The sequence below is a fragment of the Chroococcidiopsis sp. TS-821 genome (assembly GCF_002939305.1).
Lineage (GTDB): Bacteria > Cyanobacteriota > Cyanobacteriia > Cyanobacteriales > Chroococcidiopsidaceae > Chroogloeocystis.
The window spans coordinates 46,269-60,980 of sequence record NZ_MVDI01000014.1 but is presented as its reverse complement, the minus strand read 5'-3'; the positions used below and the strand labels follow the sequence as shown (position 1 = coordinate 60,980).

Sequence of the window (14,712 nt, the reverse complement as noted above, 5' to 3'; positions counted from 1 at the left end):
GTAAGGGTTAGGATTAAAATCTAGCGAGGACAGCGGTTAAGGAAACTTGTAGAGTTTTTCAAATAAGTGTAAACCTGACAAGACAATGCTTCTCTGAGCTTTTATAATGTCCTAACCCAAGCCTCAGTTGCTGTATCTTAAGTTAAGCTATTTTGTTCTATTGCTAACTACAAGCTTTTAACTTGCAATGAGCGAGTAGAAATAATATTTAAGTAAATCACCAAGACCTTAACTTATTCTCTCATGTAAATCTACTGAATTTTAAGTAAATTTTCTTAAAGAAAGATAAATGAAAAAATCTGAACTCAACTCTATTTCTCAGTAAAATTTCTCTGGATTCAAAAGAAAAGGTAAAGCTAACTTTAATTTGTAGTCAGGTCGTGTAAAGTTATATCTTCAACAAGGACACGAGCCTTTATTACATAACCGGTAAGTTAGATTTTCCCCATAGCAATGATAATGACTAAGGTTTTGAAGCTACCCATAGTGTTAGCAATTATGAGCATAACTTTCACGAGTTTATGCAATGCAGCATCCAATTTTGATACTGCCACAGTCTCATACATCGGCACTGAAGAAAATTTTCCTAACCCCGAAAGAGGCTTTTATGTGTCAATGGAACCGCATGGCAATAAAGCTATCATGCCACTAGAGCTTTCCGAATTACAAAAGCTCAGGAACAATAATATATCTTTGGTTCGTAAGTACTACCTGCTATCAGACTTTCGGAATAAACCAATATCGCAGTCTTTTTTAGAAATGATATCGAATGACTGCCAAACAGCGCGCAAAGCAGGAGTTAAATTGATTATCCGATTTACTTACAATTGGTTAGGTGGCGGTGATGATGCACCTGCAAGTATTATCCTTTCTCACTTAGACCAATTAAAACCATTGTTAGAAGATAACTACGACGTTATTGCTTACATGGAAGCAGGCTTTATTGGTAACTGGGGAGAATGGCATAAGTCGAGTAACAATCATGTTGACTCCTGGACTTTAAATGCAAGTACTAATGCTAAAAGTATTTTGCATAAGTTATTGTCTGTGTTACCCAAACAGCGGATGGTAGCGCTGCGATACTCTAAGCACAAAAAGCAAATTCTTGGCAAAAATCCACTATCACCTACAGAGGCATTCAATGGTTCTTTTAGAGCAAGAACCGGTCATCACAACGATGCTTTTCGTGCTGGTATAGATGACATGGGAACTTATAGCTACTCTAACCATGTCCAAGTAGCGCAAGAAAAAGCCTGGCTCAACCTTGATACTAGATTTGTAGTACAAGGCGGCGAACCTGCGGGTGTAGCTAGTTCGCTTGCATACAGTGATTGTAAAGGGACTTTAGCAGATTTGGCACATATGCACTGGAGCGCAATGTCAATCAATCAATCTGATTCGACGCAAGTTTATCAGAAGTGGCAAGCGCAAGGTTGTATGGAAGAAATCAAGCGGCGCTTGGGATATCGCTTCCGTCTGTTGAATTCTACTGTGCCAAAAACCGTTAAACCTGGCAGTACGTTTTCAATGAAGTTTACTGTGGTGAATGATGGTTGGGCTAGTCCGTACAACCCGCGCAGGCTAGAAGTTGTTCTGCGTCACAGCGAGACTGGGCAAGAATACTTTCTGCCTGTGGCAGAACCTATCAGAAGATGGTTCCCTGGCGTCACGACTGTAGTCAATGTTGAAGGTAATCTACCTAGCAATATTGCTGCTGGCGAGTACCAAGTATTATTAAATTTACCCGATCCGCATAGCAAATTACGTAATCGTCCAGAATACTCTATCAGGCTAGCAAACAAGTATGTGTGGGAGCCATCTACAGGCTATAATTCTTTACTGCAAAGTGTCAGAATTGATCCAGCAGCAACAGCAAGTTCGCATTCAGCTAAGCGCTTCTTTGCTGCTCGCTAACCGCAGCAGAAACTTTTTTGTCAAAACTACGTCATATATAGCGGAATTTTAGCTTTGATATTGTTCCGCTATATTTTTTGATATTAACTGTTATTAAAAACTATTAAATCCAACTTGACACTTACGAAGAAATTGCTTTTAGAGGAAAAAGGATAAATTAATAGAGATTGGCGCTATGTTTAGCGTACTCTCCATGTTTTTTTACTAAATTTTTAGGAAAAATACTATGCCTCTTTCAAGCGAGTAAAGCTTTGCAATTATCAATTGTTATCTTATTTTACGGCTAGCAAGAAATATATTATCATTTTTTTAAATAGAGAGTAATAACATAGCTTTACCGTTAACAAGTGCAAAAAATATTTAATGCATGGGATAAACTGACGAACGGCTCTATCAATCGGAAAATTTTTGGGGCAGCAGTTACTATTGCTATTTTAACTTTGCTCGTCAAAGTTGTAGCTGTAGCTAAAGAGCTGGTTATTGCTTGGCGATTTGGGACAGGAGATGCGGTAGACGCGTTTTTAATAGCTTTGTTGGTACCTGCTTTTGTAATTAATGTAGTAGCAGGTTCTTTTAATGCAGCGCTAATTCCTACATATATTCAAGTGCGAGAACAGCAGGGTATAAAAGCCGCACATCAGCTTTTCTCAGGAACTATGGTTTGGGGGTTGGCACTGCTAGGCGTGACGACTATCATTATGGTGATAGGAGCACCCTTGTATTTGCCTCTAATCGCAACTGGATTTGATGCACAAAAGCTAAATCTTACTTTTCATTTATTGTATGCGATCGCACCCTTGGTCGTATTGAGTGGTATTGTTGTTGTCTGGGGATCGGTTTTAAATGCAGGAGAACGTTTTGCCCTAGCAGCATTTTCTCCGATTACAACACCAGCGCTGACCATTTTATTTCTCTTGATTAAACCTTGGGGAATTTTTGCCCTAGCAGCAGGGTTAGTTGGAGGTACAGTACTGGAAATATTGCTTTTAGGGGTAGCACTCAAACGCCAAGAAATTCCTCTAATTCCTCAATGGTATGGAATTAATAGTTCATTAAAGCAAGTAGTACATCAATATACACCGGCTGTTATTGGAGCTTTTTTGATGTGCAGTGCAGTTTTAGTCGATCAATCGATGGCAGCAATGCTCGAACCAGGAAGTGTAGCTGCATTGAACTATGGCAATCGCGTTATTGCTTTTCCAATCACTTTAGCAACGACAGCATTGAGTACTGCAATTATTCCTTATTTTTCTAAAATGGTTGCTTGTAATGATTGGGCAAGTGTACGCCGTACACTTAAGCAATATATGTTCTTGATTTTTGCAGTAACTGTCCCTCTGACACTGCTATTTATGGTTTTATCTGAACCTATTACTCGAATTTTGTTTGAAAGAGGCTCGTTTACATCTAGCGATACCATTATTGTTGCTCGCATTCAAGCTTTATATGCGTTACAAATTCCTTTTTATATTGCCAATATTTTTGTTGTCAAGTTAATTACTTCAATGCGACTCAATCATTTACTTATGTGGGTTTCTTTATTTAATTTGTTATTTAATATAATTTTTAATTATGTTTTTATGCAATGGATTGGAATTCAAGGTATTGCTTTATCAACAAGTTGTGTTTATGTTTTTTCTTTTACATACCTTTTCTTTTTTACAAAAAAGAACCTCAAACAATTTTCGGAGATTAGTAGCTAATTTAACTTATTAAATACCAAAATTACTGTTATTATCACTTCGCTAGTTTGAGTAAATCGAAACCGTAGGAATAATCGCTTAATGCAACTAACTTTGGTAATTCATGCTCTAACTGCTGGTGGGGCAGAACGAGTGATGTCGATTATGGCAAACTATTGGGCAGCTAAAGGTTGGAACATTACTATAGTTACTATGGATGATGGTTCTATACCCCCTTTTTACGATTTAGATACTCGTATTCAACACATTCCTTTGGGGTTAGCAACAAAATCTCCCAACTTTATCTGGGCAACTTGGCATAACTTAAGACGAGTTTTCATTCTACGCAAGACAATCTATCAACTTAAGCCTGACGCTGTTATCAGTTTTCTAGATACAACTAATGTGTTGACTTTGTTAGCAACACAGTCATTGAAGATTCCAGTGATAGTAGACGAGCAAAATCATCCAGCGATGTACTCTATTGGTAGGAGTTGGGAGAAACTACGCGAATTAACGTATCCTCAAGCGAGTAGAGTTGTAGCAGTTACTGCCAGAGCCTTAAGTTATTTTTCTTTAGCAATACAGTCTCGCGGCTCAGTTATTCCTAATCCTGCATTATCAGTCAAGCTTGATGAAAATTCAGCAACACCTAAGTTAGAAAAGCCATTTTTAATTGCTATAGGAAGACTCGAGGAACAAAAAGGTTTTGATATTTTATTACAAGCTTTTGAGCAAGTAGCAGACTCCTATCCTGAGTGGAAATTAATTATTCTTGGCGAAGGCTCTTTACGTCCACAATTAGAATCCTTAGTGCATCAACTCAATTTAGCAAAGCGCGTTCACCTTAAAGGTGTAGTTAAAAATCCTTTTAGCTTTTTGCAGCAAGCAGAGTTTTTTGTTATGTCTTCGCGCTATGAAGGGTTTCCTAACGCTTTATGCGAAGCAATGGCTTGTGGGCTACCAGTTATTGCAACAGATTGTCCGAGTGGTCCTCAAGAAATTATCCGTAACAATGTAGATGGTATTTTAGTGCCGAGTGAAGACGTATCTGCCTTAGCAGCAGCAATCAAGCGCTTAATATCGGATGAGGAAGAACGTAAACGTTTGGCGAGTCGTGCTACAGAAGTGACAGAAAGGTTTAGTTTAGAGAAGGTGATGAATATGTGGGAAACCTTACTTGCAGAAGTTATTTCAGAAAGAAAAAAGTTGTGATCGTTAATATGTAATGGCTACGGAACGTATTTCTTTTTTTCTACCAGCGTTGTATGGCGGCGGCGCAGAACGCGTGACAATTAATGTGCTTAAAGGCATGATACAAAGAGGTGTCGCATGCGATTTAGTCTTAGCTAGCGCTGAAGGACCTTATTTAGAGCAAGTACCTGAGCAAGTACGTATAGTTAACTTAAATGCAGGTAGAGTCATTAAAGCTATTCTACCTTTATCAAATTACTTACGCCGCGAAAAGCCTAAGGCGTTGGTATCGCATCTCAATCACGCTAACGTTGCAGCAATATTAGCAAAGAAATTAACGCGCGCAACAACTCGCTTAGTTGTGGTAGAACATAATACTTTGTCTGTTGATCGAGCTAAGTTGTGGCGAGGAAAATTGATTCCGCCTTTGATGAAGTTACTTTATCCGCAAGCTGATGCGGTTGTCGGTGTTTCGCAGGGCGTTGTGCAAGATTTAGAAACTTATCTCAAATTAAGACAAGGGATTAGTGTCATCTATAATCCTGTTGTTGATGATGTGCTTTTAACCCAAGCTGCAGCACCTTTGGATCATCCATGGTTTCAAGAAGGTACTCTGCCTGTATTTCTTGCCGTAGGAAGATTATGCGAGCAGAAAGACTTTTTGACTTTAATTAAAGCATTTGCTTTGCTCAGACGCAAAAAACCGGCGCGTTTAATGATTTTAGGCGAAGGAGAAGAGCGCAATAGACTCGAAGATGCGATCGCAACTCTCGGTATTAGCCAAGATGTGGCTTTACCAGGCTTTGTGGCTAACCCATACGCATATATGAGTCGGGCTAGCGCATTTGTTCTTTCTTCACGCTGGGAAGGGCTACCAACTGTACTGATTGAAGCAATGGCTTGTGGTTGTCAAGTGATTGCTACTGATTGCCCAAGTGGTGCTAAAGAAATACTAGATGCAGGAGTGTATGGAAAGTTAGTGCCTGTTGGAGATGTAGACGCGATGGCTTTCGCGATGCAGCAAGTGCTAGAAACTTCTACCAATCGGGATAGGTTAATTCAACGAGCGATGTATTTTACAATTGACCGAGCCGTTCCTGAATATTTAACACTCATAAATCATCTATAGAATGCTTGTCGTGAATCGCTTATTAACATAGCTTAGGGGAGTTCCTGATGCTAGATTCAGCTTACCTAGTTTTATTAGCTCTTATTGTCTTTATAGAAATATTTCGTGAAAAATCAAGTAAGTTTGATTTTCTCACTTTGTTTAATATCTACTTTGCTTTAATGTATCCTTTACCAGCATTTTTATTAGCTTTTGACTTTGCCAATGCAGCATCCTCATTAGGAGCAGGTATATCACTTTATACAAATAAACTCCAAACAGTATTAGCGATCTTTGTAGGTTATTTTTTAGTAGTCATTGGCTTTTACTCCAAGTCAGCGATCGCTTGGGGTCAAAAAATGAGTCTGAAAACTCGACATAATAATTCAGTTCTTATTTATGCTGTTGCTTTGTTGTTATTTTCTAGCATCTCTATTTATGTGTATGGTCTACAGTATGGGAGCTTTATCAATGCTTTATCGCAAGCTTCTCTAATTCGCGCGCGTGCAGTAGAAGGTGGTGCGCTTGTCTTTTTCAAGCATTTTACTTTGTTTGCTATGCCAGCTTCTTACTTATTAGCTTCGGTGGTCTTCTTTCAAAAAGATAAGAAGATTAATCCACTACTCATTCTTTTGATTTTTATTTTTTCAGTTATTGTTGCCGTTATTGCTATTACTTTAACTGGTGGACGTGGATATCTTATTAACTATTTTTTATGTTTTTATTTGGTTTATATTTTGAAAAACAGAAAAGTATCGTGGACTTTTAATATAGTTTTTGGCATATTTGCTGTTTTCTTTTTATTTTATGGTAAGGTATTCTTTTTTAGTTTAACAGCACTTCCTCAAGGATTTGATGCTGTTGTTAATACGTTTGTAAAGACAATTGAGAGCGATTCAGGCAGTGACTTCAACTTTTATCAATTTATGTACAACTTTCAATTTCCAGTTCATTCATTAGAAGTTGCTTTGCACCGAGACTATGAACTGCGCTGGTTTGTAGATATTCTATATGCTTTTGCGTCACTGATTCCGCAACGATTACTAGGAGTTGTTCCACCAGAAACGATTATGTACTACAACACGCAGTATATTATCGGTAACAATGATTTTAGTATTCCCACTGGTTTTTTGGCATTTGGGGTTTATAGTCTGTGGTGGCCTGGACTTTTTATTGTGACGTTTACTTATGGTTGGATTGGTCGCTATTTACAAACTATGTTAATTAAATACATAAATCAAATATTTTGGATGCCATTTATATACACAACGATTGCCCAGATTTGGATGGATTTTTTATCAAGCGATCCAGAAACTTTTATTCAAGGTTACTTTGCATTTTTAACAGGAATTGGGCTACTTTTTATCCTTTACAGTAAGATTTCTGTTGCTCAACAAAAAGCATGAATATGCTGATAAATACGACCAATCAAAAAATTGTAACGCATATTATTACTGGACTGTCTACTGGTGGTGCAGAAATGATGCTTTATAACTTGTTATCAAGAGTAGAGCGAGCTAAGTTTAAGCCAGTAGTTGTGTCATTAATGGATCGAGGTACGCTGGGCGATCGCATCTTGGCATTAGATATTCCTGTATACTCGCTCGGTATGCAGCCAGGAATGTTACCAACACCCAATATTCTCTGGAAACTAATTCATACTTTACGTGAATTACAACCTAATCTTATTCAAGGGTGGATGTATCATGGCAATTTAGCCGCGCAATTTGCTAGCCGTTTTTTCTCGCCTAAAGTTCCAGTCATTTGGGGGATTCATCACTCGATTGCGCAACTCGATGCTGAAAAACAAATGACACAAGTCATAATCAAATTGAGTGCTAAGATATCTCACTTGCCCAAAAAGGTTGTTTTTGTCTCTCAAACCAGTAGAGCGCAACACGAAGCTATAGGATATTCTCAGCACAATAGCTGCGTTATTCCTAATGGTTTTGATACTACCCTGTTTCAACCTGCATGGGAGACGAGAACACAAATCCGCTCAACTTTAGGATTAGCGACAGACACATTATTGATCGGATTATTTTGTCGCTATCATCCGATGAAAGATCACGCCAACTTTCTTCACGCAGCAGCACTTTTGAGTAAGAATTATCCAAACGTCCATTTTTTATTAGCTGGTACTGATGTCACGCCTACAAATCAAGAATTGCAACAGCTAATTTTGAACTTAGGACTAACTCAACAAGTTCATCTTTTGGGCGAGCGCAGTGATATTCCGCAGCTGATGTCAGCACTTGATATAGCAACTTTGGCATCTGCCTACGGTGAGGCATTTCCTTTAGTTGTTGGTGAGGCGATGGCGTGTGGCGTACCGTGTGTTGTTACCGATGTTGGTGATGCCAAATGGATTGTGGGCGATACAGGAAAAGTGATACCGCCAAAGAACTCTCAAGCGCTCGCGGATGCTTGGCAAGAACTGATAGCACTTGGAACAACAGCCAGAACTGCTTTAGGAAAAGCTGCAAGAGCAAGAATTCAAGAAAATTTTGCCCTCGATACAGTTGTCGCTCAGTATCAAGCTTTGTATGCCTAAACTTTTGATTGTTACGACAATTCCAGCAACGGTGCGCGCATTTCTTTTACCGTATATCAAGCATTTTCGTGCCCAAGGTTGGCAAGTCGATGCTATGGCACAAGGAATTACCGATTGTTCTGAGTGTACAACGGCGTGCGATCGCGTTTGGGACGTTGAGTGGTCGCGCAACCCCCTCGACCCGCGCAATTTCATCGCTGCGCCGCACCAAATTCAGCAAGTTCTAACCCAACAAAATTATGATTTAGTCCACGTTCATACACCAGTAGCGGCTTTTGTCACGCGTTATGCGATTCATCGTTGGCAACACCCAACAAAACCAAAAGTGATTTACACAGCGCATGGTTTTCATTTCTATCGTGGTGGATCGCCAGTCAAAAATACCATCTTTCTCACGCTAGAAAAACTGGCGGGGCGCTGGACAGATTATCTCGTTGTCATTAATCGTGAAGACGAACAAGCCGCAAAGCAGCAAAAAATTGTGCCTGCAGCGAAAATCCGCTATATGCCAGGGATTGGAGTTGATACAAATTACTACAGCCCACAAGCAGTTGCTCAAAGTGATGTCATGCAGCTACGCCAAGAATTAGGGCTAACGCCAGAACATCCGCTTTTTTTGTCGATTGCAGAATTTATTCCGCGCAAGCGTCATCGCGATCTTCTCCAAGCTTTTGCGTTGTTACCACCACACGCCCACCTAGCATTAGCCGGAACAGGGGTATTACAAACACAAATGCAAAGGTTAGCCGATCGATTAGGAATTGCTGAACGCGTTCATTTCCTTGGATTGCGACAGGATATTCCAGTTCTGATTCGCGCCTCAGTTGCAACCGTACTCGTCTCAGCCCAAGAAGGATTACCCCGAAGTGTTATGGAGTCTCTTAGCTTAGAAGTTCCTGTGATTGGGACAAAAATTAGAGGTATTCAAGATTTATTAGAAGCAGAACTTTTGGTTGAGTTGGGAGATGTTAACGCAATTGCACGAGCAATGACTTGGGTACTAGATCGTCCTCAAGCAGCTCAAACTTTAGGAAAAAGAGGACGCGATCGCATAGCGAATTATGACTTGCGGCAGGTCGTCGCAATGCATGAAAAACTCTATGCTGAAGCTCTGCTGTAAGTGTTATGTTTACATAGCTATTGCTACATAAGCTACCAGAGCGTGAGTAAGAAAGCATGAATAATATGTTGTAACCGCCAATAATAACCAGTGATTAGTGATTGCAAAAGAGAACAACTCATTCCGAGTAATTTTATTAAAGTTAAAGTTCGCCAAAGTTGGAATTAGAGGGTGCAGCTTCTTTAAAGCTGGCAACACATATAATTCGTTTTTTAAAACTAAATTTGTAGCGTTCATTTTTTTATTTATTATCTTAGATATATATCACTGCGGCACTTTAGAATTGAAAATTCTTATGACAGTGGTAATGTACCGCAGACAAGCATACATAATTAGTTAAAATATTCACACGTTGGGAGAAAAATCTCAATTGGCTACAATCAAAGTGAGCAAATGCAAATGAATAGCTGCTACGAAGCTCAATCTCACAACTCCTTATCACCAACCAAACTAATAGGGTGCCAAGTTCTTGATTTGTCACATCCTTTGTGGAAAATAACTCTCAACAACTTACGCCACGATATTTATCATCTACCTGAATATGTAGATTTAGAAGCACAAAGAATCCAAGCAACTGCTGAAGCTATTTTAATTACTCAAGGTGATAAAGTTTTTTTCGTCCCCTATCTATTACGTTCGTGCAACTTACTATTTCAGTCGGAGATAGAACTTTTTGATGTTATCTCTCCTTACGGCTACCCAGGAATTTTACTCAACGAAGCCGCTAGTACGCCGGAATTTCTCAATTTGGCATTTCAGCAATTCATTGAGTGTCTTGCTTACAAAAATGTTTGTTCGGCTTTTTTACGACTTCACCCCATACTTAATCAAAATTTGAGTCAGTATCCGTACTGCCAATTCAACGGCGAAACTGTTTCAGTCAATTTAACACTATCACTTGCAGAAATATGGCAGCAAACTCGCCCAGAACACCGCAATAAAATTAATAAAACCAAACGTAGTGGAATGGTAGCTAAAATAGTACCATTTGCGGACTACATTGATATTTTTGTCGATCTTTACGAACAAACGATGGATCGTGTAGGCGCAACTCAGTCATACTACTTTGGCAGAGATTACTTTGTGCAATTGTCGCAAGCATTAAAGAATCATTTACACTTGTGTGTTGTGGAATTGAATGATGAAATCATTTGTGGTGGCATATTTACTGAAGCTTGTGGCATAGTTCAATATCACTTGGGTGGAACCAAATCAGCTTTCTTGAAACAAGCACCAAGTAAACTTATGTTTGACTATGTCCGCACTTGGGCAAGAGAACGCGGAAATGAATTTTTGCATCTTGGTGGTGGAGTTGGTGGTGCAAAAGATAGTTTGTACCATTTTAAAGCGGGCTTTTCCAAACAAAGACATATTTTCTCCACTGTGCGTTTAGTTGTCAATCGGAAAGACTATGACAACTTAGTGCAAGTACGTGCAAAAGAGTTAGGTACTTCGGTTGCAGAGTTACTAAAATCTAACTTTTTTCCTGCTTATCGTGCCACTTGTGTTTGATAGTAAAACACTTGCAGAAGCTCAATAAGTGAACGTTTCTTAGTTACTTAGTTAACCATGAACTTAGTTAGCAACAAGCAAATATATAACACTGTAGAATTTGATACTTGGGCACATGAAACAAATTTACTTGATGAGGAAAAGTATCTTATAGAAACTTATTTAAACAAAGAAGCAAAGACGCTAGAAGCAGGTACTGGGGGGGGCAGAATTTTATTTGAAATGAAAAAAATGGGCTTTCATTCTCTCTACGGATACGATTATGTACCTAAGTACATTGCACAAGCTCAACATAAAGATCCAGAATCTGATATTTGCTTTGAAGTTCAAAATGCAACTCAGTTAAAATATGCAGATTCTAGCTTCGATCAAATTATTTATTTACAGCAGATTTTGAGTGTTATAGAAGATGAAAATGGACGAGAAAAAGCACTTCAAGAAGCTTACCGAATCCTCAAAAAGCAAGGAATGGCATTGTTTTCTTTTTTGTGTTTTGAATCTAGGATGAATAACATTGTATACTTTCCATTTTTAGTTTATTTGAGTATTGTAAGAAAATTGCGTGGCTCTCATCACTCATTGCGTTATCTTCCTTGGCTAAAACTAGGAGGAAAAGTTAACTGGAGAGCGCTGTGCGATCGCGCTCCCTACGTATATTGGTATAGTTTACACGAAGCAGTTCAAGCCTTAGCTTCAGTTGGTTTCAATATATTAGCAGTTGGTTCCACCAGGCAAATTCAAAAGCAACAAATGCATGCAAATTTAGAAAGTTTAACAGGTGAGCGGCTAGAAGGAATGCTTTACTGTGTGTGTCAAAAAAGTTGACTATACGTACGCCATTTTGGGAAGAGTTGAAAGATGAAGAACAAGTCGAATCATTTTTTGTATTGGTTAAGCCGTTTAATAAAATCTTTGACGGACATAGTTGTAGCAATCATAACTTTAATTGCGCTATCTCCTATCATGCTAGGAGTTGCGATCGCAATCTTTACTCAGATTGGACGACCAATTTTGTTCGCACAACCGCGCCCTGGAAAAGACGGTAAAATCTTCAACTTTTATAAGTTTCGCTCGATGACTAATGACTGTGACGCGCAAGGAAATTTGCTTCCTGACGAGCAACGTCTGACACCTATAGGTCAATTTCTGCGCCGCACGAGTTTGGATGAATTACCACAACTGTGGAATGTGCTAAGAGGCGACATGAGTATTGTTGGTCCTCGCCCTTTACTCGTCAAATACCTCGATCGTTACACTCCTGAACAAGCACGTCGCCATGAAGTCAAACCAGGTATTACTGGATTAGCACAAGTTAATGGTCGTAATGCCCTTTCGTGGGAAGAAAGATTTAAACTCGATGTTTGGTATGTTGACCATTGGAGCTTGTGGCTCGACCTCAAAATTCTGGGATTGACTGTGTGGAAAGTCTTACAGCGCGAAGGTATTAATCAACAAGGTTATGCTACGTGCGAAGAATTTAAAGGACAAAAGAACCAAGACCAAGCAGTAACGTAGAAGCGTTAATCTTTTCCAGTCAAGCGATAGTATACGTGTGGATAGCGCTTATGGATCAAGCTGCTAACTATTGGATTTAAGACAACTTTACCCGGAATCTGCTTTACTGGAAATCCGATACTCTCTTTGTAAACACATAGCGCTCGATCTTCACGCGAGTGTAGACCGTTGACAACCTCGCGAATTTTCCCACTGCGACGACAAACTTGTACAAACTCATATACGAGACCGCTATTAATATTAGTTGTTAATACCTCAGTTGCGACATAGAGATTTTCAAAGTAGGCTACTCCGTCAACAGCATAGCCACTGATGTATCCGCCGAGTTTGTCACCAATGATACCCGCAAGAACTAATCGATGCTTCGGGGCGATGAAGTGCTTAAGGTTGGCAAGATATTCTTGCTTAGAAGGTGCTTTTAAGTATTGAGTTCGCTTGGCTGCCGAGAAAACAACTTCATATCCTTGGTGGTGTAAGATTTCTGTATCAGTAAGTTCGACAATCTTCACCCGTTTCTGACATCGGCGAAGATTATGCCTGCGATTTGACGAAAAGTTTTGCAGATCGTAGTTATTGAGATCTGATAAAAGGTGAACAGGAATTGAGCCATTACTTCCTGCGATATCAGCCTCACTTAAAGCTGCTCGAAATCCCCAACATAGTGATGTTGGCTTTGTTGCTTGTTCTGCACTCAAGCGCGCTAGCAAATGAACGGGTTGATAAAAGCCAGGACGTATCTTTTCCCAATAGCGATCGCGATGCAAAATGATATGAAAGCCCTGCTGGTGTCTCCAGGTAGCCATTTCTAATTCTGTCATTGAGATTATGCTAGCTTCGGCGACTTTTCGTGCTTGCACTGATTTCTCCTGAGGAGTGCTGGTATTGCCTATCATGGATTCTAGGCTTGCGAAAGCCAAAATGTCAGAATTTGTTAACTTAACTTAGTCCACTACTCGTACGTCAAAATCAAGCTAAGTCGTGATTAAACCAATTCTCCTTTCAACGCCACATATGGGCGACCGCGAACTAGAGTTCGTCAGAGAAGCTTTTGAGACGAATTGGATCGCGCCTGTGGGCCCGCACGTTGATGCGTTTGAGCAAGAATTCTGCCAAACGATTGGCGCAAGTCATGCGGCGGCGGTGAGTTCCGGAACTGCAGCATTGCATTTAGCATTGCGACTTGTGGGAATTGAACCAGGTGATGAAGTCATTTGCTCGACACTCACGTTTATTGCAACAGCAAGCCCAATTACTTATTTGGGAGCAAAACCAATATTTATCGATAGCGATCGCACTTCCTGGAATATGAATCCCGATTTATTGCGGGAAACCTTAGCAAAGCAAGCGCATCAGGGAAAACTACCTAAAGCTGTTGTTGTTGTCCATCTTTACGGACAAAGTGCGGATCTATCTCCGATCGTTAATGCGTGTAATGAGTATGAAATTCCGCTGATTGAAGATGCGGCTGAGGCGTTAGGTGCGACGTACAAAGGGCGATCGCCAGGAACATTTGGGCGAATCGGGATTTTTTCATTTAATGGCAACAAAATTATTACAACTTCTGGTGGGGGAATGTTAGTATCTGAAGACGCTGATTTAGTCGCCAAAGCGCGTTTTTTAGCAACACAAGCGAGAGATCCTGCACCCCACTACCAGCACTCGGAAATTGGTTACAATTATCGCTTGAGTAATGTCTTAGCTGGAATCGGGCGCGGACAGTTGCGCGTTTTAGAAGAGCGCGTTGCTGCGCGACGGCGTAATTTTGCAACTTATCAGCAGGCGTTGGGCAAGTTACCTGGAATTGAATTTATGCCAGAGGCTGCTTTTGGGCGTGCGACCCGCTGGTTGACTTGTTTGACAGTTGATGCTGATACGTTTGGAGTCGATCGCGAGCAAATTCGCGTAGCACTAGCACAACAACAAATCGAAGTGCGTCCGGTATGGAAACCGTTACACCTGCAACCAGTATTTAGTGGATGTGAGTGCGTTGGCGGCGCGATCGCCGAAGATTTATTTAACCGTGGTTTATGTTTGCCATCTGGTTCGAATTTAACTTCTGAAGACTTGGAGCGAGTCATTCACGCGATCGCTGCACTTCACCAATGCTGATCGC

12 protein-coding genes are annotated in these 14,712 nt (G+C 40.1%); 11 read left to right on the top strand and 1 reads right to left on the bottom strand.

Annotation, left to right across the window (positions count from 1 at the left end; all coding sequences use genetic code 11):
• The first annotated feature begins 498 nt into the window (after positions 1-498).
• The 10 genes from B1A85_RS21910 (at position 499) to B1A85_RS21865 (ending at position 12,599) form a co-directional block, all read left to right on the top strand.
• Positions 499-1,914 carry a DUF4832 domain-containing protein gene (locus B1A85_RS21910; protein ID WP_246841506.1) on the top strand — a complete coding sequence of 472 codons (1,416 nt, stop codon included), beginning with the start codon at positions 499-501 and terminating at the stop codon, positions 1,912-1,914.
• Between the two features lie 347 nt (positions 1,915-2,261).
• The gene (murJ, locus tag B1A85_RS21905) at positions 2,262-3,617 is read left to right on the top strand and encodes a murein biosynthesis integral membrane protein MurJ (protein ID WP_104548844.1); all 1,356 of its coding nucleotides are present in this window, start codon (positions 2,262-2,264) and stop codon (positions 3,615-3,617) included.
• 81 nt (positions 3,618-3,698) lie between these two features.
• Positions 3,699-4,811, top strand: a complete 1,113-nt coding sequence (locus B1A85_RS21900) for a glycosyltransferase family 4 protein (protein WP_104548843.1) — start codon at positions 3,699-3,701, stop codon at positions 4,809-4,811.
• Positions 4,812-4,824: 13 nt separating this feature from the next.
• Positions 4,825-5,919, top strand: a complete 1,095-nt coding sequence (locus B1A85_RS21895; protein ID WP_104548842.1) for a glycosyltransferase — start codon at positions 4,825-4,827, stop codon at positions 5,917-5,919.
• Positions 5,920-5,966: 47 nt separating this feature from the next.
• Complete coding sequence (locus B1A85_RS21890) at positions 5,967-7,304, top strand: O-antigen polymerase (protein WP_104548841.1); 1,338 nt, start codon at positions 5,967-5,969, stop codon at positions 7,302-7,304.
• Positions 7,301-8,452, top strand: a complete 1,152-nt coding sequence (locus B1A85_RS21885; RefSeq protein ID WP_104548840.1) for a glycosyltransferase — start codon at positions 7,301-7,303, stop codon at positions 8,450-8,452. Before B1A85_RS21890 ends, B1A85_RS21885 begins: the two co-directional genes overlap by 4 nt.
• Positions 8,445-9,572 (top strand): glycosyltransferase, encoded by a 1,128-nt coding sequence (locus B1A85_RS21880; RefSeq protein ID WP_104548839.1) that lies wholly within the window; start codon positions 8,445-8,447, stop codon positions 9,570-9,572. The genes B1A85_RS21885 and B1A85_RS21880 overlap by 8 nt, the downstream gene beginning before the upstream one ends.
• A gap of 399 nt (positions 9,573-9,971) precedes the next feature.
• Complete coding sequence (locus B1A85_RS21875; RefSeq protein ID WP_210404673.1) at positions 9,972-11,084, top strand: GNAT family N-acetyltransferase; 1,113 nt, start codon at positions 9,972-9,974, stop codon at positions 11,082-11,084.
• 57 nt (positions 11,085-11,141) lie between these two features.
• Positions 11,142-11,909 (top strand): bifunctional 2-polyprenyl-6-hydroxyphenol methylase/3-demethylubiquinol 3-O-methyltransferase UbiG, encoded by a 768-nt coding sequence (locus B1A85_RS21870; RefSeq protein ID WP_104548838.1) that lies wholly within the window; start codon positions 11,142-11,144, stop codon positions 11,907-11,909.
• Between the two features lie 33 nt (positions 11,910-11,942).
• Positions 11,943-12,599, top strand: a complete 657-nt coding sequence (locus tag B1A85_RS21865) for a sugar transferase (RefSeq protein ID WP_104548837.1) — start codon at positions 11,943-11,945, stop codon at positions 12,597-12,599.
• Between the two features lie 5 nt (positions 12,600-12,604).
• Here B1A85_RS21865 and B1A85_RS21860 read toward each other — a convergent pair whose 3' ends face one another.
• The gene (locus B1A85_RS21860; protein ID WP_210404672.1) at positions 12,605-13,456 is read right to left on the bottom strand and encodes a hypothetical protein; all 852 of its coding nucleotides are present in this window, start codon (positions 13,454-13,456) and stop codon (positions 12,605-12,607) included.
• A 121-nt stretch (positions 13,457-13,577) separates the two neighbouring features.
• Here B1A85_RS21860 and B1A85_RS21855 point away from each other — a divergent pair, with 121 nt between their 5' ends.
• Complete coding sequence (locus B1A85_RS21855) at positions 13,578-14,708, top strand: aminotransferase class I/II-fold pyridoxal phosphate-dependent enzyme (protein WP_104548836.1); 1,131 nt, start codon at positions 13,578-13,580, stop codon at positions 14,706-14,708.
• The last annotated feature ends 4 nt before the right edge of the window (positions 14,709-14,712 follow it).

Coding starts and splice junctions, on each gene's coding strand:
- B1A85_RS21910 (WP_246841506.1), top strand. CDS start 499: ATGAGCATAACTTTCACGAGTTTATGCAATGCAGCATCCAATTTTGAT.
- B1A85_RS21900 (WP_104548843.1), top strand. CDS start 3,699: ATGCAACTAACTTTGGTAATTCATGCTCTAACTGCTGGTGGGGCAGAA.
- B1A85_RS21895 (WP_104548842.1), top strand. CDS start 4,825: ATGGCTACGGAACGTATTTCTTTTTTTCTACCAGCGTTGTATGGCGGC.
- B1A85_RS21890 (WP_104548841.1), top strand. CDS start 5,967: ATGCTAGATTCAGCTTACCTAGTTTTATTAGCTCTTATTGTCTTTATA.
- B1A85_RS21885 (WP_104548840.1), top strand. CDS start 7,301: ATGAATATGCTGATAAATACGACCAATCAAAAAATTGTAACGCATATT.
- B1A85_RS21880 (WP_104548839.1), top strand. CDS start 8,445: ATGCCTAAACTTTTGATTGTTACGACAATTCCAGCAACGGTGCGCGCA.
- B1A85_RS21875 (WP_210404673.1), top strand. CDS start 9,972: ATGAATAGCTGCTACGAAGCTCAATCTCACAACTCCTTATCACCAACC.
- B1A85_RS21870 (WP_104548838.1), top strand. CDS start 11,142: ATGAACTTAGTTAGCAACAAGCAAATATATAACACTGTAGAATTTGAT.
- B1A85_RS21865 (WP_104548837.1), top strand. CDS start 11,943: ATGAAGAACAAGTCGAATCATTTTTTGTATTGGTTAAGCCGTTTAATA.